At 54.0% G+C, this 19,511-nt stretch carries 23 protein-coding genes; 15 read left to right on the forward strand and 8 right to left on the reverse strand.

Annotation, left to right across the window (positions count from 1 at the left end; genetic code table 11):
* The first annotated feature begins 407 nt into the window (after positions 1–407).
* The gene (locus tag AO065_RS00155; RefSeq protein ID WP_004881058.1) at positions 408–2,936 is read left to right on the forward strand and encodes an AlbA family DNA-binding domain-containing protein; all 2,529 of its coding nucleotides are present in this window, start codon (positions 408–410) and stop codon (positions 2,934–2,936) included.
* 129 nt (positions 2,937–3,065) lie between these two features.
* Here the strand turns inward: AO065_RS00155 and AO065_RS00160 are convergent, their stop codons facing one another.
* From AO065_RS00160 to AO065_RS00190, 7 genes are all read right to left on the reverse strand, one after another.
* Complete coding sequence (locus AO065_RS00160; RefSeq protein WP_004881060.1) at positions 3,066–3,335, reverse strand: pyocin activator PrtN family protein; 270 nt, start codon at positions 3,333–3,335, stop codon at positions 3,066–3,068.
* A gap of 163 nt (positions 3,336–3,498) precedes the next feature.
* Positions 3,499–4,062: a hypothetical protein gene (locus AO065_RS27330; RefSeq protein WP_004881061.1), complete on the reverse strand. Its 564-nt coding sequence runs from the start codon at positions 4,060–4,062 to the stop codon at positions 3,499–3,501.
* A complete protein-coding gene (locus tag AO065_RS00170; RefSeq protein ID WP_004881063.1) occupies positions 4,059–4,481 on the reverse strand; it encodes a hypothetical protein in 423 nt (140 codons plus the stop codon). Before AO065_RS00170 ends, AO065_RS27330 begins: the two co-directional genes overlap by 4 nt.
* A gap of 50 nt (positions 4,482–4,531) precedes the next feature.
* A complete protein-coding gene (locus AO065_RS00175; RefSeq protein WP_004881064.1) occupies positions 4,532–4,855 on the reverse strand; it encodes a pyocin activator PrtN family protein in 324 nt (107 codons plus the stop codon).
* Entirely contained in the window at positions 4,852–5,226 is a 375-nt protein-coding gene (locus tag AO065_RS00180) for a hypothetical protein (RefSeq protein WP_004881068.1), read from the reverse strand. Before AO065_RS00180 ends, AO065_RS00175 begins: the two co-directional genes overlap by 4 nt.
* Positions 5,227–5,366: 140 nt before the next feature.
* The gene (locus AO065_RS00185) at positions 5,367–5,651 is read right to left on the reverse strand and encodes a phage antirepressor KilAC domain-containing protein (protein ID WP_004881071.1); all 285 of its coding nucleotides are present in this window, start codon (positions 5,649–5,651) and stop codon (positions 5,367–5,369) included.
* 8 nt (positions 5,652–5,659) lie between these two features.
* The gene (locus AO065_RS00190; RefSeq protein ID WP_004881072.1) at positions 5,660–6,235 is read right to left on the reverse strand and encodes a hypothetical protein; all 576 of its coding nucleotides are present in this window, start codon (positions 6,233–6,235) and stop codon (positions 5,660–5,662) included.
* A 378-nt stretch (positions 6,236–6,613) separates the two neighbouring features.
* Between AO065_RS00190 and AO065_RS00195 the strand changes: the two genes are divergently transcribed.
* Positions 6,614–7,063 carry a hypothetical protein gene (locus AO065_RS00195; RefSeq protein ID WP_004881076.1) on the forward strand — a complete coding sequence of 150 codons (450 nt, stop codon included), beginning with the start codon at positions 6,614–6,616 and terminating at the stop codon, positions 7,061–7,063.
* Positions 7,060–7,428: a hypothetical protein gene (locus tag AO065_RS00200; protein ID WP_004881077.1), complete on the forward strand. Its 369-nt coding sequence runs from the start codon at positions 7,060–7,062 to the stop codon at positions 7,426–7,428. The genes AO065_RS00195 and AO065_RS00200 overlap by 4 nt, the downstream gene beginning before the upstream one ends.
* A 16-nt stretch (positions 7,429–7,444) precedes the next feature.
* Here the strand turns inward: AO065_RS00200 and AO065_RS00205 are convergent, their stop codons facing one another.
* The gene (locus tag AO065_RS00205; protein WP_032650684.1) at positions 7,445–8,179 is read right to left on the reverse strand and encodes a LexA family protein; all 735 of its coding nucleotides are present in this window, start codon (positions 8,177–8,179) and stop codon (positions 7,445–7,447) included.
* 651 nt (positions 8,180–8,830) lie between these two features.
* On the opposite strand from AO065_RS00205, the gene AO065_RS00210 reads away from it, so the two are divergent.
* The 12 genes from AO065_RS00210 (at position 8,831) to AO065_RS00265 (ending at position 19,454) form a co-directional block, all read left to right on the forward strand.
* Entirely contained in the window at positions 8,831–9,349 is a 519-nt protein-coding gene (locus AO065_RS00210; protein ID WP_004881083.1) for a phage regulatory CII family protein, read from the forward strand.
* Positions 9,342–9,569, forward strand: a complete 228-nt coding sequence (locus AO065_RS26385; RefSeq protein ID WP_004881085.1) for a TraR/DksA family transcriptional regulator — start codon at positions 9,342–9,344, stop codon at positions 9,567–9,569. Before AO065_RS00210 ends, AO065_RS26385 begins: the two co-directional genes overlap by 8 nt.
* On the forward strand, positions 9,559–11,778 hold the full coding sequence (locus AO065_RS00215; protein ID WP_004881086.1) for a VapE domain-containing protein: 2,220 nt from the start codon (positions 9,559–9,561) through the stop codon (positions 11,776–11,778). Before AO065_RS26385 ends, AO065_RS00215 begins: the two co-directional genes overlap by 11 nt.
* Complete coding sequence (locus AO065_RS00220) at positions 11,771–12,130, forward strand: PA0613 family protein (protein WP_032650666.1); 360 nt, start codon at positions 11,771–11,773, stop codon at positions 12,128–12,130. Before AO065_RS00215 ends, AO065_RS00220 begins: the two co-directional genes overlap by 8 nt.
* 528 nt (positions 12,131–12,658) lie before the next feature.
* Positions 12,659–12,982 (forward strand): phage holin, lambda family, encoded by a 324-nt coding sequence (locus tag AO065_RS00225; protein WP_007247410.1) that lies wholly within the window; start codon positions 12,659–12,661, stop codon positions 12,980–12,982.
* On the forward strand, positions 12,979–13,365 hold the full coding sequence (locus AO065_RS00230) for a hypothetical protein (protein ID WP_004881094.1): 387 nt from the start codon (positions 12,979–12,981) through the stop codon (positions 13,363–13,365). The genes AO065_RS00225 and AO065_RS00230 overlap by 4 nt, the downstream gene beginning before the upstream one ends.
* Positions 13,366–13,714: 349 nt before the next feature.
* Positions 13,715–14,260 (forward strand): hypothetical protein, encoded by a 546-nt coding sequence (locus AO065_RS00240; RefSeq protein WP_032650670.1) that lies wholly within the window; start codon positions 13,715–13,717, stop codon positions 14,258–14,260.
* Positions 14,261–14,269: 9 nt separating this feature from the next.
* Positions 14,270–16,300, forward strand: a complete 2,031-nt coding sequence (locus AO065_RS00245) for a phage terminase large subunit family protein (RefSeq protein ID WP_004881101.1) — start codon at positions 14,270–14,272, stop codon at positions 16,298–16,300.
* A 1-nt stretch (position 16,301) separates the two neighbouring features.
* A complete protein-coding gene (locus AO065_RS00250) occupies positions 16,302–16,508 on the forward strand; it encodes a phage head-tail joining protein (RefSeq protein ID WP_004881104.1) in 207 nt (68 codons plus the stop codon).
* Positions 16,505–17,986, forward strand: coding sequence for a phage portal protein (locus tag AO065_RS00255; RefSeq protein WP_004881105.1), 1,482 nt, complete (start codon positions 16,505–16,507; stop codon positions 17,984–17,986). The genes AO065_RS00250 and AO065_RS00255 overlap by 4 nt, the downstream gene beginning before the upstream one ends.
* On the forward strand, positions 17,983–19,113 hold the full coding sequence (locus AO065_RS00260; RefSeq protein WP_004881108.1) for a head maturation protease, ClpP-related: 1,131 nt from the start codon (positions 17,983–17,985) through the stop codon (positions 19,111–19,113). The genes AO065_RS00255 and AO065_RS00260 overlap by 4 nt, the downstream gene beginning before the upstream one ends.
* Positions 19,110–19,454 carry a head decoration protein gene (locus tag AO065_RS00265; protein WP_004881109.1) on the forward strand — a complete coding sequence of 115 codons (345 nt, stop codon included), beginning with the start codon at positions 19,110–19,112 and terminating at the stop codon, positions 19,452–19,454. The genes AO065_RS00260 and AO065_RS00265 overlap by 4 nt, the downstream gene beginning before the upstream one ends.
* Positions 19,455–19,511 lie beyond the last annotated feature (57 nt).

A 19,511-nucleotide genomic window follows, 5' to 3' on the forward strand; every position in this document is an offset into this window, starting at 1 on the left:
CCGATGATGGATTGGACCGATAGGTCAAATTTAGCCAATATCTACGGGGTTTGGCCAATGTCAGCCTTCTAATGTAGCATTTTTGTCACAGACTCCATCACCTTGCCTGGTGGCCTCTCGGCCCCAGATATGAATCTGAGTTGACGCCTGTTCAAGATTCAGCAGCGCTCTTTGAGAGCTAATTGAGTGACGTGCAAGTTCACTTTGACAAGTCTGTGGATTTTTATATCAAGAAGATGTGAGACAAAAAAGTACTGTTGCTGAGGGATAAGTTAATGTGCTATAAGGCGAGGATGGCAATCTGATATCTTGCTTGTCCAATAAATCTGGACATCTGCCGTTGCTTAACTCCGCTCATGGAGTTTGCTCTACAAAAGCTTGTCTAATCTCATGACCAAGGAAAGATCATGAACTTAACAGAAATAAAAAAAGAAATTTATAGAAAAATTCAGGCTGGTAATCTCTCTGCGGACGTACTTCAACTACTCATGCCAAGCTCCATTCCGGTGCCGGTTGAGTGTGAGTTATGGGATTATAAAGAAATTTATGAGGATAGCGCTCATGATTACTCTAAAACTGCACGGACAATTGCAAGTTTTTATAATACATATGGCGGCTATATAGTTTATGGTGTCAGGGAGATAGAAAAAGATCGGCGATTCGAGCTTGCTGGGGTTGAGCCTAATAGGTTGGACGTTCAGAAGCTTAAAGGGCAACTCGATAAGTTCTTTGGCACTCGTCTTGATATCAGTGTCGTCGAAATTCCTTACGGGCAGCCTGCTGTTTTAATTGGCTTGCTTCATGTGCCTAAAAGGCCCGAAAAAAAACACACTATATCCGCTAATAAAAGAGCGGATGATGCAAGAAACAAACAAATTTTCAGCGAGGGTGCGACTCTGTATAGAGCTGGGGATGAGTGTAAGCAAGCAGTTACTCATTCCGATTTCGAATTCCTTACAAGTAGTCGTGATTGGCTTGCGCTTCTTGAGGGGCGATTTGTAAAGAAAATAAACCTGCTTGACCATAATTTACCTGATCGCAATTTCGTCTGCCCTAATTTTGTAGGCCGTGTTGAAATTATACAAAAGCTGTGGGCCTGGCTGTCTGATGAATTTCAGTATGCAAAAGTTTTAGCAGGTGAAGGGGGGAAGGGTAAGACCTCGATAGCATATGAATTTTGCCAGTTGATCGCTTCAACCGGTGCTCCACTCTTCGATCAGATCATATGGTTGACTGCTAAAACCCAGCAGTTTAAAGCTCGTATTGATGGGTTTATCGGTACTCCAGAAACTCACTATTATGACCTTGAATCACTCCTGATGGCTATATGCCAGAAAACTGGTACATTAGATTCGGAGCTAGAAGATGTCTCAATCAACCAGCTTAAGAGAATTGCTAGGTTAAACCTACAGGCTTACCCTTCGTTTATTGTAGTTGATGATGTGGATTCTGCCGACGTAGACGAACAAAAAAGAATTATGGAAACCGCGCGCGAGATTGGAGGAAGTAACTCTAAAATTCTGTTAACCACTCGATCTAACGTCAGCTACTCTTCTGATACTGCCATTGAGGTTCCAGGTCTTTCTGGTGAGGAGTATCTACATTATATAGATGAGTTAAAGTCGTCTATGGGGTTCGACGCGATCACATCGAAATCCATAAGGAAACTTGAGGAGGCATCAGAAGGGTCACCGTTGTTTACTGAGTCTATTCTTCGTTTATGCCGAGTAGGATATTCAATAGATAATGCTATAGCGGAGTGGCAAGGCAAAAAAGGGGAGGCTGTAAGAAGCGCTGCACTTCGTCGTGAAATACACTTGTTGAGTCCGGAAGCTAGAAAAGTCTTGCTGACCATTTCGTTTGTAGGGTCATGTTCTTTGGCTGAGCTTAGACACTACACTGAGATGGAGCAATTGCTGATAGATGATGCTATATTAGAACTGGGTAGATTATTCCTTTTACAGTCTGCTTCATTTATCGAGTCAGAACCCCGTTTCAAATGCTCCCAATCAATAGTTAATTTGACTATCTCACTCAAGGACGAAATTGTAGTCAATGCTGATCGCTATTTGGGGTACTTGAAGGGTAGAGCGCAAGCTTTGAAGGCAAATACCTCTCAAAATACTCAAATCGCTGTTGGTGAAGCAATCCGTCAGTCGTTGGCGCTTCTCAAGGCGAATGATTTTCCAAACGCTCGTGCGACCATAAAGTCATTGTTAAGGAAGCAGCAGTATAAAAATAATCCTGATCTGTTGTTAGCGCTGGCTCAGATTGATTCTTTTGATCCTAGTGCGGAAATCAACTCCGTGCGAAGTGCTTTCAAAGATGCGTACCTCCACGGTCAGCGAAAAGAACTTCTATTTGATCTGTGGTTTCAGGTTGAGGCCCGGGTTGGCAACAGGTCAGAACTCGTTGATGTTTGTCGACTGGCTATTGTCGACGGAAGGCTGAATAGCTCCAAGTGGCTAAGACGATCGGCAGAAGCTAAGCTATTACTCTCTTACTCAGTCGGTTCGCCATCTAGGCAGTTAGAGATATTGCTCGGGGCTTACGATGACGTATCGAAAGCGATTCGAAAGACACATGGTGCACTTAAGCATGAATTGAAAGAGTTGTCGGTCAGTATTCTTGATTGTCTCTGGAAAGTCTGTTACGAGTTGCGCGAGGACTTCACTGGTTTGAAAGCTATGCAGAAAGCTATAAAAGCAGGGGATATTCGGAGTGTGAACTATTATAGGCTTGCAGAAGCTGCTAATTTGATTTATTTAAACTACACGGCACAGGGGGTGACCGCTCGTCGCAAGAAGGAGCTCTCCGTATCTTATACTGAAAGCTGTAGTATTTTGATTGATATTCTTGAAGGTCTAGATGAGTCGAGAGCCGACGTAGTAACAAGCCTGGATCAAGCCGTAAAAAAACTAAAATCGGTTTCTTAGATTTTAATCTGTAACTTCACTCGGTTGCTAACGTCGCGGAGCTTGCTTGTTGGTTCTCACAAGGCAAGCTCCGCTAAGTAGCCAAAGTTATGTCGTGTGGGGTTGATTTCAGGCGCTGTAAAAATTTTCCTACGCTGCCCTTCCCATTAGCTTGTTTTGTTCGTTCATGGCTTTAGCTCTCTGCTCGTCTATATAGGTGGCTAAGTCGCGTATATGAATTCCTAGTGCTGCTTTTTGACTGTCAGCTCCTAATCGAACGATTGGGATATCAATCTCTCCGAGTAAGCATTTCCGTTTAAACTTCTCAACTGTTAAGCGCATATAATCTGCGCATATGCGATCCAGTGGTATGACTGCTTGACCTTCGTATTGTGCCAAGAGCAAGAATAGTGTGTTCATTATCTTTTCTCGATTTACGTAGTTTATGGCGGATTTTTTATCTTAATAAACTGTTGTGCTGATCTTCTTAAATAATCTGATGGATTTCAACCTAGGATCTTAAAGGCTGGCTCATGATCTTTCTGAGATATGTTCAGCTCCCATAAGGCTCACTTGGGTTGGATCAGACGCTCAGAGATCTTCGAAAGAGCTTTGCCCCCAGAGCAGGCTGCGCGCGCGGGCTATTCTGAGCAGTTAGCGTTACATCATGAGCGACTGGCTCGCGCACCTTTTCGTGAGGTATAGGCGCCCCGCCGGTGTTGCTGGGAATACCAGTAATGCCTGCTGGTGTGCAGCAGAAACTATTAGTTATTTGAATGCTGCTCCAACTGCAGTTGCGGCGTAAAGCGGCTTGAATAAGGAGCACGGTCTGTGGGCGATCACTAGGGCTTTCCTCCGATGCTTGATTACAAGTTGATTCATCAGGCGTCTGCGGCTTTGCGCATTTGACGTCATGCACATGAGCCTGGTCATTTTCTTCGACCAAATCGGCCAGCAGCAGCGCGTTTTCGGTCTCCTTACGCAAGGCGCGTAAGACGTCAGGTCCGATCATCAACCTCAGTTGATTGTGCAGCTCTTTGTTAAAGCGAGCCGTAGCGCGTAATTCGGCAATGGCTTTGGTGTGCTGCTGGTGCAGGTCGCCAGCAGCTTGCGGGCTGAGCCGCAGCATAGGGATAGGCCAATTCATGCTGCGTTCACCTGTTGGTCTGATACGCCGAGCGCTTCAGCCATTTGCAACGCCTGCTGCCGGAGCGCCAGACAATCGCGTTCCAGCTTTTTGCCGGTACGAAACGCGCTGAAAGTCTCTGCAGCGATTCTCAGTTTCTCGGCTATATCGTTCAGCGCGTCTCGTTCTTGCGCACCAAACGCCATACCTCGCTGGAGGTTTTCGCAGCGTCGTGCCAATTGCGCATTTTCTGTGCGGATCAGCCTCAATGATGCTTCAAGCTCATGGATCGCCAGAACGTCATGTTCGCGCGGTACTTGTTCGCCGTTCGTGATACCCACTTTGATGCCGTCGCTGCGGCCTATCATGTAGCCAAACCACAAAAGCAGGCCGGCTGAAATGATGAGTCCGATCAATACGCAGATTTGAGTCGTAGTCATGTGGTGTGCTCCTAGTAAGATTGCTCGGCTGGTGGTGGCAGCCGTTTTGGTTATGTCAGTGAGTCGGATTCAGTTTGAGAATTGCCCATCTCTTCATCGGCCTTGTATGCACGGATGTCGATCAGAGCTGCGACGTGTCGAATGTGCGCGAACTTCGGTGCTTTGCGGCTCGTGTCCAAGGTGGTGATCGGGAGCGGGATCCGCCCGTTCTCAATCTCTGCAACAAACGACCGTTCGTTGAGGTTTCGGAAGTACTGCTCGCGCAGTTTGTCTAGGGGGATGAGTACATCTCCGAAGGTCCGATACAGCAGCTCAACGGTGGCCGCTTCCGGTGCTGGCATCAGACGTAGCGGATTTTGGCTATGGTCCTTCATGCAACAGCTTCTTTTGGTTGAGGAAGGTAGTCGTGGATGTCCATGAGGGCTTCCTGTGCGGTCTCTCCGCTCCCAAATACGTAGCCTCCGTCAGAGCTTCGCATCGTGAGGGAGAGGGGAATCCGATATCCAGAAGTAGGATGTAGTTCAAGCGTGACGTGGGCTTCGACCATTTGAAGTTCGCAGGCCAAAAGCTTAGTGATGGCGAGCAACTTGATTTGTTCCTGCTGCAATGGCCCGGCCACAACAGCTTCAAGAAGTGCGGCTGCGTTAATGTCAGCAACAACAGTGGCAATCTCGTTCAGGGTGCGCTGTTCTGGCGGAATGCGCAGCAATTCACTCAGTAGACGGTCAATCGCTTCTTGGTTCATTCGGTTTTCTCCGCTTGGGGTGGTTCCAGCTATTCAGGCAGTGCCGTTTGGTGAGCTCGCGCAGGTGTTCAGGAACCTCAAGCAGCGCTGCATTGCGTTCCTCCCGCGTATGCAGCGCGACGATCTGGCGAGCGTACTCCCTAGGCCACGTCACGTTTGTCGGCCGGTATTTCAGGCGCCGCCAGCCCCAGTTGTTCGGCGAGCCAGCGCATGCCGGGCTGCTTTATCCTGGTTGACTGGCTGTACTGCATGCCCAACTGGTGATGGAACCAGCTGCTGTCCTTAACGCGCATGTACTCGCGGTCCCGCGTGGGGTAGGCGGGAAGGTTTCGTTCATTGAGCAGCGCTTTTTCCCTCATCAGGGCGATGAGCTTGGGTCTGCTGACGCCAAGTTGTTTTGCGGTCTGAGCCAAGGTGCGTTCCATGCCTGCTCCTACGCCGCTTGCATCGCGGGAATCGCAATGCTGGCAAGGTGATTGATGGATTCAACGACCTTTTCATGGATTTCGGCATCTGGGCCAGAGAGCGTGAAGCACTTGGTCCGAGGCTGCCTTACTCCGATAGTCATAAGTGTTGTAGCTGCTGTCCGGGTTCTGTTGCGATGAATCGAGACATGAATCGGCTGCTCAAGGCCAACGTCCAGGCTGAGCATGCCGCCCCGGCATACCAGATCGAAAACTTGCAGACTCAGTTGCTCGTCAAGAACGCTGTATTTCCCATTGATACGCTTCGCTGCGGATGTGCCTAGATCGAGCGGGCCGTTGGCTATTTCTTCGATGAAAGCTGCCAGCTTGAGATGCATAGTCGGGGTGTTTGGCAGCGTGAGGCAGTGGCGTTGGTTGCCTACCTCTAGCCTGAACTGCGTTTCTACCGAGGTGTGTTCGACTTTGAGGCGAAAGGGCAGGGAGCCACTCTTTGCGGAGCGAATGGTGTGGTTGAACGTTTCCGTCAGCTTGGCTTGCGCTTTGAGCAAAGAAAGTGTCTTTGCGTCGAGTTTGTACCTGCTCATGCTGCCCGCCCTCCGCCATTTGGATCAAATGGGGCGGGGATGGCGCGCGCAGGCCGCTTGGGTTTGCTGGTGATGAAGGTGCAGCCGGTCACAATTGCTAGGTGACGAACCTCGAAGACACGCAGTGGGTCAATAACCTTTGGGTGGACATGCAGGGTTGCCTTGGTGTGCATGATTTTGCCTCGCTCTGTGGTGGAAGAGTGAGATAAATATCAACCAGTGGTTGAGATTAGTCAATAGTTGGTTGATTTGTTTCGCGGTGCCCTAACGCAACCGTCTCCCTTTGCGGTGTTGGAAATTTTCCTTGAGTCACGCTTCGGAAATCATCAAGATGAACGTGAAAAACGTTGCGAGATGCCACAGTTCAGGAGATGGGGAATGACATGGAAAGACTGGGTAGATTTAGTAAGCTTTGTTGCAAATGTTTTTTCTACAATAGCATCTGGTATCGCAATAGGTATTTTTGTATTTAAGCGCAAAGAAATTGTGTCAGCATTCTCTTTATTGTTTGGGTATTCTCACCAGCTTACTCTTTCGGAAATCAAAGAGAAGTTAGAGCTTCTTAATAACTTTAATGCCGCTGAGTCTGGTAATGCTCAGACAATATTGAACATTTTTCACGATCTATTAGGGCAGATTCGAGGTAATGATAAGCTTATAATTTTGATGGATGTTCAAATCAAAAAGTTGGAAGCAATTTTCGAGTCTCCCGGAAAAGTGAAGCCCATCACTGAGGAGAAAAAGAGAGCGCTTATAAGTGAGCTTCGTGAGAAAGTCAGAAATCTCAATGTACAAAATATAGATGATATTTCAGGGAGTAGACCATGAGTAAGATCGTAATTGCTGCAAATGCCATGATCGCAAATAAAGACAGGATCTCAGATGTCTTTCCTGGAGTTAACGACAATGAGGTATTCTTTGTATTCGACCGGAAGTATAAGTGGTCTGCAGTCAAGAGAGGTGATGATCACTATGCTTTATTTTACTATCCAGGCAGGCAGACCATAGAGAGCTTGGCTGGAATGCGAGACGACGAGTGGGCGGAGTTCAGTCATATGGTCTCTTACAATAGTAAGGATATTGGAACTAAAGAGAGTCGAGATACTTTTCGTGATTTGTATATGTTGGTTAATGGTATGAAATATGGGATAGAGCAAGTTCTTGACGACATCATCGAGTCAGCGGATTTCTAAATTTTTATCTGTAGGGTCATTCGGGGATAAATGAGCCAATGACCTTTCCGCAAATGTGCGTCTCTTCAGTGATTTGTATTATTGGATATTGCGGGTTTATAGGTTTTAGAAACTGCTGCCCAGCATCCTCTACGAAAACCTTGAATGTGGCTTCATTCGTCCTATCCAATCTAGCTATTACCCTATCGCCTGTGTGAACCTCCACTTCCGGGTCGACAAAAATTATACAACCCGCTGGATAGCTCCTACCAAGACCTGGATTTGTCATCGAGTCGCCTCGCACCTTAAGCGCATACCCACTACTACTAATGGGTACCGGACACGATAGCCATGACTCTGCGCTGTCCGATCCAACATTCGACGACGCTTCGCACCAAGCTCCTGCTTGCACCCAAGAAATCAATGGAACCTTACCAGATGTAGTGTGTAACGTGATGACGTTGCTGCCACTACCAATGCCTGAATCACTTGAATCCACACACATTTCGGCACTAGTCTTTGGCCCAACGCCATATTCCAACCACTCGCGGCGTATACCAAGCCAAGAGCACAGCGCATGCATGCTGTCTGCCTCAGCAATAGCCTCCGCGTTTAGCCATTTGCTTATGGCTTGGGTCGTTTTGAAAACGCCCATAAGCTTAAGCTGCTTATGAACGTCCACACCCCTGCCTCGGGTGCGGACACCCGCATCGTCAAGTGCCTCCTGAAGGCGTGAGCTGAACGCAGCGCGCAAATCATTTTTATCAACCATGAGTTGATAGTTGCATGACGGTTGCACAAAAGTCAGTTGGCATTTAATATCAACCAGCAGTTGATTATTGGAGCGAGCAATGTTGGACCCAGCAGAGTATCCAAGCGCCATTGCGCTTGCTTTTGAGGCTGTAGGAGGTATCGGAGCCGCCTCAAAAATTTGTGATCGTAGCTGTCAAGCTTTAAACAAATGGCGGAGATCCGGCTGTTTGCCCCGGACTGAATATACGGGTGAGACCTGCTATTCAAGAAAGCTTGCGTTGGCTGCTTCGGAGAGGGGATACCCCTTTGACGCGTTGTGGTTACTCAGCGCGTCAGCGCCACACAAAGTAATTGGCTAGAAAAAAGGCGACCCATGAGTCGCCCTGTTTCCCCCAGCACGCGCCACCACAGCGGAGCCGGGCCGCGATCAAGGTTGACGGGCACACCACATGCAATCCATCGGTCTTCATCGCGTTTTTCAAGGCACGGATGCCTTGAGTTGCTGCCTCTTCCACCACAGAGCAGGCAGCTGTTGCGCCAGAGGTAAACGACGGATCGTTTGCCTCGGCATGGTGCCGGCTAGACCGGCATGTGGACCCTTTCAAGCCACGCGGCAAATGTATCACCACTACATGCTGCGCGGCACTGGCAACTTTCAAGGATTAATGCCATGAGCCGAATTGCTTTGAGTTGTGTTGAACGGGCGCAGCGAGAGATCCTGCCGCTCGACCTGGCGCTTTACCATGCTGCAAGGGACTACCCTGGCGGCGCTGCTGCAATTGCTGTCACCACCGGCAGAAACCCCACCACGCTACAACACAAGCTGTCACCGACTCACCCAAGCCACACTGTCAACATCCAGGAATTCGGTGAGATCCTGGAGTTGACCAAGGACCGCCGTATTCTGGACGCAGTGCATGCCTTGGTTGGTGATACGACTTGGCAGGAGTTGGCAGAGGCTTATACCAACGACATGCCGGAGACATTGACCACGGGCATAGCAGAATACTTTCATCAGGTCGCGAACCTTGCCGAGACATGGGCGAAGAGCATCGGCGATGGTGTCGTGAGCGATCAGGAGCTAGCTGAGATCCGCCTGCAGGTGTTCCGCAGTATTCAGGGCTTGCTCGGGTTGTTCAACCGGGCCTCCTACGTCAATCAGACGACGCGGGGTACCGATCATGGCTGACATCGCCGACTTCGCTAATGACCTGGTGCAAGAGCGTATAGATCAAGCCCTAGCGGCTCGGCTTGCGGCCAAGCCTTCACTCAGGATTCACTCGTTTCTTTTTTGCGAAACCTGCGAAGAGGCTATTCCCGATGCACGACGGATGGCTTTGCCCGGTTGTACGCAATGCCTGACTTGCCAATCCCTGCTGGAATTGCGTGAGGCCCGTCATGCTCGATGAAGTGCTGGGACAATTCGCGGACTATGGCCTTGAGCCTGCTCAACCGTTGGTTTTCGGCAAGTTGACCCGTTGCAAGACATCCCAGGACAAGGGAAAGGAAAAGAACGGTTGGTACGTCATTCACGAGCATCGGACTGAAAAGAATGAGTCGCTGATCTTTGGCAGTTTTGGCGACTGGCGTTCGGGTGACACTCAAAAGATCAAGGTGAAAACGGGCCGAATGTCGCCTGAGGAGCGTGAGGTCATGCGCGCTCGTCAGGAGGACGCAAAGCGCCGCGCAGCTGAGGTGGCCGCCAATGCTGCCCGCCGTGCGGCCAGTCGGGCCGCGGGCATGTTCAAACGCATGCCTGATAAAGGCAAAAGCGCCTATTTGGATCGTAAGCAGATCGTCGGGTTTCGTATCCGTTACGCGCCGCGTTCAGGCGCTGTGCTGGTCCCGATGAGCAACGCCCGCGATCAAATAGTCGGCCTGCAAGTAATCTACCCTGAAAAGCAACCGGATACCGGGCGCGACAAATCCTACTGGCCCTATGGCATGTCAAAGGAGGGGGCGTTTCATTTGATCGGCCCTGAGCCTGAGCCGGGTGAGCCGTTACTGATCTGTGAGGGATACGCCACTGGCGCTAGCCTGCACATGGCGACTTCGTACGGAGTCGCCATTGCTTTTGACGCAGGCAACCTGCTCGCGGTCGCGAAGCTGATGCGTGACCGTCTCCCCGGTCGACCCATAATCATCTGCCGCGACGATGACTGGAAGACCAAACGCCCGAATGGACAGCCTTGGAACCCTGGCGAAGAAAAAGCCAGCAACGCGGCTCTGATCGTTGGTGGTCAGGTGGTTGCGCCTTTCTTCTCGGTTGAGCGTCATGACAAATGGACTGACTTCAATGATCTGCATGTCGCAGAGGGCTTGGAGGCGGTCCGCCGTCAGGTGTTGGCGGTCGTCAGGCCACCTGCTGCAGGCGGTTGGAAAGACCAGTTGGCGCGCAGTGAGAACGGCGCGCTCATCGCTCACATGCAGAACATCGAACTGATACTCGGCAACGACGAACGCTGGGCCGGAGTGATCAGCTTCAGCGCATTCAGTTCCAAGATCGTTAAATTGCGAGCCGCGCCTTACGGCAGTGGCACAGGCGACTGGGCTGATATCGATGATATGCGGGTCATGAAATGGCTGGCTCAGGTCTATAACCTTCGGGTCAAAGCTTCCAGCGTCATTGAGGCTGTCAGCATTGTTGCTCACGACCATGCCTTTCACCCAGTGCGTGAGTACCTACAAAGGCTTGAGTGGGATCAAGTGCCGCGACTGGAACAATGGCTCATCGATGTTATGGGGGTAGAGCCCTCTGAGTACGTCAAGAAGGTCGGCAAACGGTGGATGATCTCGGCGGTCGCGAGGGTAATGCGCCCTGGCTGTAAGGCTGACTCGGTGTTGATTCTTGAAGGCGCACAGGGGGCTGGTAAATCAACCGCCATGAGCATCCTTGGGGGCGACTGGTTCATGGACACCCCTTTTGCGCTCGGTGACAAGGATGGCTTTCAGGCGATCCGTGGCAAGTGGATTGTCGAACTGGGCGAGCTGGACAGCTTCAACAAGGCCGAGAGTACCAAGGCCAAGCAGTTTTTCTCTGCCTCCACAGACACCTACCGAGAAAGCTATGGCCGGAGAACAAACGACGTGCCACGCCAGTGTGTTTTCGTGGGTACGACCAACCAAGAAGAATACCTGAAGGACGCGACCGGCAACCGACGCTACTGGCCTGTTGCGTGTACGAAGGTCGAACTTGAGCAACTGCGTGAAATGCGTGATCAGTTGTGGGCTGAGGCGATGTTTTGCTTTCAGGCGGGCGAGATCTGGTGGGTGAATCGTGAGGAGTCATCCATGTTCGCCGAGGCGCAGGACGAGCGCTTCGTGGTCGACGAATGGGAAGGGTTGATTCTGAATTGGCTGGAAGAGTCGCAGATCGGGGAAACCACCAGCGGCAATGAGTTGCTGGGCACCGCATTGAAGCTGGATGCGGGACATTGGGGCAAGCCAGAGCAGATGCGCGTGGGTGCAATCATGCATCGCCTGGGATGGAAGCGGGCGCGATCCTCCGTGTTGTCGAAAAGCGGCTTGCGGCAATGGGTTTACAAGAAACCAGCAGCGTGGGGCCGGTCGTCAGATCTGGTTGTCGAGAAGTTTGATGAGCCTTGCTTCGATGATTAAACGAATTGATGCGATGTTGAAACTCTGGGCTGAAGACCTGCATTCGCCGTCTCGGGGCGGAACCGCTTCGGGTGGGAACATGATCGCCATGCTTATGGAATGCAAAGGGGAACTGATACGCGGTACGCGGGGCAGCCGCGTGCTGCTTGATGAGTCAGCCGACATCGAGCTGATCGTCAACAAGCACCTGGCACCCGAGCTGGCTGTTGTTGTCCGTGAGCATTACTGCAACAACGACAGCTTCCTGCATCAAAAAATCACCCATTGCGGTTGCAGTCGGCAAACCTACTATGACCGGCTGCATCAAGCACACCTGAGCATTCAAGGGCTGCTATGGGGTAAGGCTGCTTGAGGGCTCTCGCCGTTTCCCGCTTGTCCTACCCCGTCCCACTGCCTATCTACAAGGTGGGACGGGTTACAGCCCCGTCCGCGCTGCTCCGTCCCACTGTCCCACCTTTAACCAGCGTTCCCACATGTAGCGTAGCGGATGCCATCACGCGCTATGCGCGCGTCAGCGTGGGTTTAAATATTCTCTCTTTACACGGAGAAATAACAATAAAGGTAGGACAGTGGGACAACGCTTTGTTTTCGGGGTGTTCAAGCGTCCCACCTGTCTTTGGGCTAGTGGGACAGTGGGACATGGGGCGAAAAAGCGAATGGCCGATTGAGGATATTCGTCTACATTGCCGGGGCGTTGGTGCTGTGTTGCCTACATATTCGTCGGTGGCGTTAATACTGGCTTGCTGCCACCGGAATCCACCTGTAAAAAGTAGTCATGTTCGATAGGTGCGACCGCTTAGCGGCTCAGGCACTAACCATCAAACCCGGCCAATGCGCCGGGTTTTTTGTTTTTCAGCTCACCCCAAAGGGTGGTAACCGGATGCGCACCATGCCCGACAAACCAGACACGTGGGCCAGGATCGTGGCGGCCATTTCAAATCCACTTTGGCAGGGCATGATCATGGCCATCGTCGTCTCTCTACTGCGCATCCTCTACGACGCCAAAGAAACAAGTAAGCGACGGATCCTGTTCGAGGCGCTGATCTGCGGCTCACTGAGCCTGGTCGCGTCCAGCTTGATCGAGTGGATGACCTGGCCGCCCAGCCTTTCGGTAGCAGCGGGTGGAACGATTGGCTTTCTTGGCGTTACTGCCATTCGAGAGCTGGTTACCCGATTCATAGGCCGCAAAGTGGACTCCGTATGAAAGCCATCGCGGCTGCAATCATCATCACGCTGGTGGGCTTACTGCTCGTTGGCATTCAGCACTACCAAATCGTCGCATTGCGCGGTGCCGTTGAAGTTGAGGCCACTGCCAAGAAGAAAGCGCTCGACGCCAATCTCGAAAGCGAAGCCACCATCACCACACTACGAGCAGAAGCCCAGCGCAACGCGGCCTACCTGAAAGATCTGAACCAACGGATCAAAGCCAGCGAAGACAAAGCCAAACAGGCGAGGAAAGACTTTGAAGACCTCAAGCGCAACAGCAAGCCGGTTCGTGATTGGGCTTCTCAGCCTTTGCCTGACGGCCTGCGCGGCAAAGCCAGTGGTGGTAACAAAAACGTCAGCCGTTCGAATCGAACCCCCTGAGCTGATCCCTTGCGAACGTATCGATGCGGACGAGGCTGTGCTGCATTCGAACGGCGACGTGTGGGAGCTGAAGGATCAGGCCATCAAGCTGCTTGATACCTGCGCTGATCAGGTCGACGCACAGATCCAGCGCAGCCAGAGCAAGTAGCCCAAGAGGCCGCCGGTTTGGCGAGAATCGGGGCCGGTTCGGCCGTCGGGATTCTCCCGCCAGCCCCCAAACTGCGGGGGACCCTGGGGTTATTTGGACCATACGGGGCTGCAGACTCGCGGAAGTGTGTTAGCGGACAGTTTTCCTACGTTGGTTGACAGTGGTTGACAGTTGACAGGCCCTTAGTTGACAGAGGTTTACATGACATTTCTCTCACGTACTGCTTATGCAAAAAGCAAAGGTTGGTCCCGACAGTACGTGGGCAAGCTCGCTCAAAACGGGAGACTGATTGAGACCGCTGACGGGTTAGTTGATGTCGATGCCACCGAACAGTTTTTGGGCATTACTAGCGACCCTTCAAGACGACCATCGAATACGCCTGCTCAACCCAGTTCTAATTCCCATGTGATTGAACCGGTTAACACACCAGAATCGCCGTCAATGGTTGTTGGCTATCAGCAATCAAAAGCACGCTTGGCATTGGCCCAAGCGAGGCTCGCTGAGACCACTCTTCTTGAAACAAACAAGTCTCTCGTTGAGGTGGCGGTTGTGGACGCTGCTGCTTTTGCAGCCGGTCGTATGCTCCGTGATTTGATTTTGTCCTTGCCCACCCAGCTTGCTCCCGAACTCTCTGCAATGTCGGACCCTTGGCAGATTGAAAAATACCTAGTTGCTTCGTTACGGCGTGTTCTTGATGACGCGGCGTCGATGACGGCTGCGGACTTTGACAACGCTATCCACTCATAGAGCGCTACTATGCATTTTCCATACGCCGATGGTGTGAAGGTTCACCATGACGCGTATATGCGCGGACTCAAGCCTGACCCGGAACTGTGGGTAGATGAGTGGGCCGACGAGCACATGCGTATTCCGCGTGATACAGGTGCTGCTGAACCAGGTAAATATCGCACAGCGCGTACCCCTTACGCCCGAGAGCCGATGCGCTGTTTGTCGCCTGGCCATCCTTGCAAGCGGGTGGTCACCATGGTGGCCTCGCAGTTGATGAAGACGCAGATAGCACTCAACTGGATCGGCGCGTTGATCCACATGTCTCCGTCGAACATCCTAACCTTGTTGCCCAGCCTTGGCTTGGCCAAGCGGGTGTCCGCGCGGATTAGCAAGACCATCAATGCTACTGCTGTGCTGCGCGAACGGGTAGCCTCGCCGCGCTCCCGTGATGCCCGCAACACCATGGATACCAAGGAGTTTGAAGGCGGCGCGCTGTTCGCGACTACAGCCGGTTCTGCTGCGAACCTTTCTGAACTTTCAGCCCGGTTTGTCTATGGCGATGAAATCGACCGCTGGGATGTCGACGTAGACGAAGAGGGCGATCCGATTGAGCTGGCCGAAACACGCGGCAGCACCTTTGGTCGAAACGCCAAGTTCTATTTCTCCAGCTCGCCCACCATCAAGGGCGCATCGCGAATCGATGACCTGTTCTCGACCAGCGACCAGCGCTACTACTACGTGCCATGCCCATCGTGTGGGCACATGCAAACGCTGGAGTGGGAGCGCCTGCTTTACTCGCCTGACTTCAGCACGGTTCATTACCAGTGCGCCGGTCCGGACTGCGATGTCTTGATCGAGGAGTTTCACAAGGGTGACATGCTCGCCCGTGGCGAATGGCGGTCACATGCCCAAGGTGATGGCGAGACGGTGGGTTTCCACCTTAACGCGTTGTACGCCCCGCTGGGCTGGCAGAGCTGGGCATCGTTGGCCAAGCAATATGAGAAAGCCAAAAAGGCTCAGGACCGGGGCGACCTGGAGCCGATGCAGGTGTTTTACAACACCCGTCTTGCCAAGGTCTGGGACAGCGCACAAGAGCAAACCAAAGCCGATGTTTTGCAGGCCCGAGCCTTGTTGGAAAACTACACGCTCGGTTCGATGCCTGCGGGTGTGCTGTCGCTTGTGTCATCGGTCGACGTGCAGGCTAATCGTCTTGAAATGATGGTCGTGGGTATCGGCGAAGGTATGGAGCGCTGGATCGTCGACTTCCAAGTGATTATGGGCGACCCCGCTGACGACCGCACCTGGCAGGTGCTGGATGAAAAGCTCAAGGAGCGCTACCGGCATCCGTGTGGCGTCAGCCTGGCAATCCTGGCAACCGGCGTCGACTCCGGTGGGCATCACACCCACGAGGTCTACCAGTTTTGTCGCGTTCGACGCTGGCGGAACATTTTCGCCATCAAGGGTGCGAGCAAGCCCGGCAAGCCAGTGATCGCTCAACGGCCCTCACTGGTGGACGTGACGTGGAAAGGTCAGACAGAGCGCAACGGTGCGGAGCTCTGGATGGTTGGTACCGACACGGCCAAAGACTGGATCTACAACCGCTATCACCTGGAAAGCGGACCCGGCGCGTTGCACTTCGCCAAAGATCTGCCTGCTGACTTTTTTGAGCAGTGCGTCGCCGAGCGCAAGGTCGCCCGGTACGTGAAAGGTTTCAAGCGCATCGAGTGGGTCAAGGGTAAGGCTGAACGAAATGAGGCGCTCGACCTGCTGGTGTACAGCCTGGCGATGGCTCATTACCTAGGCCTGCATCGCTACGGAGAGCACGACTGGGCACGGCTCAAGAATGCCTTGGCCCAAGCCGGTCTGTTCGACGAGGCGGGTCAGGCCAGCGCCCCGGCCGCCGAGCGCGTGAGCGTTGAGCACCGCCCAGCTCCTACGCCTGAACCGCGACCACAACCCCAGGCTGCCGTTGCTCAGTCACCGGCACGTGCAGCACCACAACCCGCGCAACCCCCGCAACGCCGCGCTTCCAACAGCGGCTATCTAAAGAGACGTTGATATGGCCTATACCCAGAAGCACCTTGACGCCGTCGAGGCGGCGATAGGGCGTGGCGAAAAGATCGTGCGGTACGCTGACCGAACGGTTGAGTATCGCTCTGTGGATGAGCTGATTCAGGCACGGGATCTGATCCGCACCAGCCTTACCAACGCCGCCGGGCCTCGCTCCCGAGTGATCCGGATCTACCATGGGGGTAAAGGCCTGTGACCACACGCTACCCCACGCTGTCCCGCTCGGGATTTCTGGTGCCGGAACGCATCAAGGCCAGCTACGAGGGTGCTGCCGATGGTCGCCGGTCGGCTACCTGGGATGCACCGGACACGGGCGTCAACAGCCTGATCATGCCTGCGTTGCGCAACCTGCGCTCCCGTTCACGGGCAGCGGTGCGCAACGATCCCTACGCAGCCAACGCGATTGATCGCCGGGTCAGCAACCTGATCGGCACCGGGATCACGCCACAGCCCAGAACGGACGACAAAGCGTTACGGCGGATCTTTCAGGAACTGTGGGAAGACTGGGTGGATGAGTCCGATGCGGACCAGCTGACCGACTTCTACGGGCAGCAGGCGCTGATCGCCCGGACCGTCGAACAGTCCGGCGAATGCTTTGTGCGGTTGCGTCCCCGTCGGGCCGATGAAGGCTTCGCAGTGCCGCTGCAGCTGCAGTGCCTGGCTCCGGAGTTCGTCCCGCATGACAAGTTTGAAACGACCAGCACCGGCAACATCATCCGCGCCGGGATCGAGTTCAACCCCATGGGCCAGCGTGTGGCGTACTGGTGTTACCGCTCACATCCCAGCGACATGGCCGCGCTAAACGCGGGTTACAACATGCTGGTGCGGATCCCGGCCAGCCAGATGTTGCACATCTTCGAGCCGGTGGAGCCCGGCCAATTGCGTGGCGTTCCCAGGCTTGCGCCGGTGCTCAAGCGCCTGCGCAGCCTGGACAACTACGACGACGCCGTGCTGTTCCGGCAGGAGGTGGCCAACCTGTTTGCCGGGTTCATCCGCAAGCCAGCGGCCGACGGCCCGCCAATGCTGGACCCGCTGACCGGCGCACCGCTTCAAACAGGAGGCGATGGCTTCACGCCGATGGTCGCGCTGGAGCCTGGCACGATGCAGGAGCTGTTACCGGGGGAAGAGGTCGAGTTCTCGACACCGCCCGATGGCGGCAACAACTATCCCGACTTCATGCGTCAGCAACTGATGGCGGCAGCCGCTGGGGCTGGGCTGCCTTACGAGCTGATGACCGGCGATATGCGGGGCGTGAACGACCGCAGCATTCGTGTCGTGCTCAACGAGTTTCGTCGACGTCTGGAGCAGCTGCAGTTCAGCGTGTACGTCCATCAGCTGTGCCGTCCGGTACGCGCCGCGTGGATGGACATGGCGGTCCTGTCCGGAGCGCTGGAGCTGGACGATTACGCAAAGCGTCGTCGCGAATACCTGCGCACCCGTTGGGTTCCGCAAGGCTGGTCCTATATCCACCCAGTGCAGGACGTGCAGTCCCGAACGATGGAGATCAACGCCGGGCTCGCCTCGCGCAGTGAGATGTGCCTGCGCACCGGCACTGACGCGGAAATCGTGGACGAAGAAAACGCCGCAGACGCGACTCGCGCCCGTGAGCTGGGCCTCAACTACAGCACCTTGTCGGCGTTCGATGAGGACCCCGACGAAAAGGAGAACCCATGAAACCGCTGTTGCCGTTTCGCATTTTCAACAAGGCTCCGGTGGCCTTGCCGGTCGAGGACCAGAACTGGTACCGCATCAAGGCCGAAACACTGGCTGAGCAGACCACCATCGAGATCTACATCTACGGTGAGATCGGCGGCTGGGGCATCACGGCCAACCAGTTCATCCAGGATCTGAAAGCCATCGACGACGGCGTGTCTCCCATCGTGGCCGCGTTCAACACCATCGGCGGCGACCTGTTCGACGGGCTGGCGATTCACAACGCGTTGAACCGGCTGGGTGAGCGCTGTACGGCGCGGATCGATGCGCTGGCAGCCAGTGCCGGGAGTGTTGCTGCTTGTGGTGCTCATCGCATGGTGATGGCCTCGAATGCCATGTTGATGATTCACAACCCGTGGACTTTCACGGCCGGTGATGCTGAGGATTTGCGCAAAGTGGCCGACGTGCTGGACCAGACCCTGGAAGCCATCATCGCGGCCTACAAGGCCAAGTCGCCGGACATCGACGAAGCCGAACTGCGGCGCATGGTCAATGCAGAGACCTGGCTGACCGCGCAGGAAGCCTTGGCGTTGGGGCTGGCAGATGAGATCGGCAGCGGTGTTGAGGTCAAGGCGTGCCTTGGCCAAGGTGCTGCCATGCAGCGATACAGGCAGACCCCGAAGGCCCTGCTGGATCAGCTCAACGCGGTAGAGCCGGAGCCAGAGGAGGACGAGCCTCCAACTGACCCGACACCGGCGGATGCCTCCGCACTGGCGCTAATGATCACAAAGGCATGCGGCGCGGCGGGTATCAACAACCTGATCGAGCCGCTGATTGCGTCGACCAAGCTCGCCGATCAGGCCACGGTGCAGGCGGCGATCACCCAGGCCAAGTGCGTGCGCGACCTCTGCGTTGCAGCTCGCTTGCCAGAGCTGACCGCCGAGTTCGTCAGTGCAGGTCTGGGCAAGGAGGCCGTTCAGGCCCGTTTGTTCGACAAGCTGGTCAGCAGCGGTAAGGGATTTGAAATCGACAACAGCTTGCCTTTGCAGGATGACCCGGTCATCAAGCCGAAGGCGCGGCAGCCCGATCACCATGACATCTACGCCGCTCGTAAGGCAGCGCAAACCTCGACAGGAGCACGCAAATGACCATCAAAATGGAGCCCATCCATGCCGGTGAATTCCTTCTTTCCGAAGGTGCCGGAAACATCTCGCGAGAGTCGATCAACGTGGCCGCTAGCGAAGCCCTGAACGCGGGACAAGTGCTTGGCCTGGTCACGGCGTCCGGTGAGTTCGCCCCCTACGATCCGGCCGCTGAGGACGGCAGCGAGATCGCTGCAGCGATTCTGTTCGCTCCGCTTCCAGAGTCCGACATCGTTCGCCGCGGTCGCGCGGTTGTACGACTGGCCGAGGTCGCGGAAACGCTGCTGACCGGCCTGGACTTGGACGCCGAGAAAGCCCTCGCCAAGCAGTTCATCATTCTTCGCTGACTCATCCCCCGCTTCACATTTCGGCTCACTGCCTCTGTTTATCTGACCCCGCCCTGA

It is taken from the genome of Pseudomonas viridiflava (genome assembly GCF_001642795.1).
Classification (GTDB): Bacteria; Pseudomonadota; Gammaproteobacteria; order Pseudomonadales; family Pseudomonadaceae; genus Aquipseudomonas; species Aquipseudomonas viridiflava.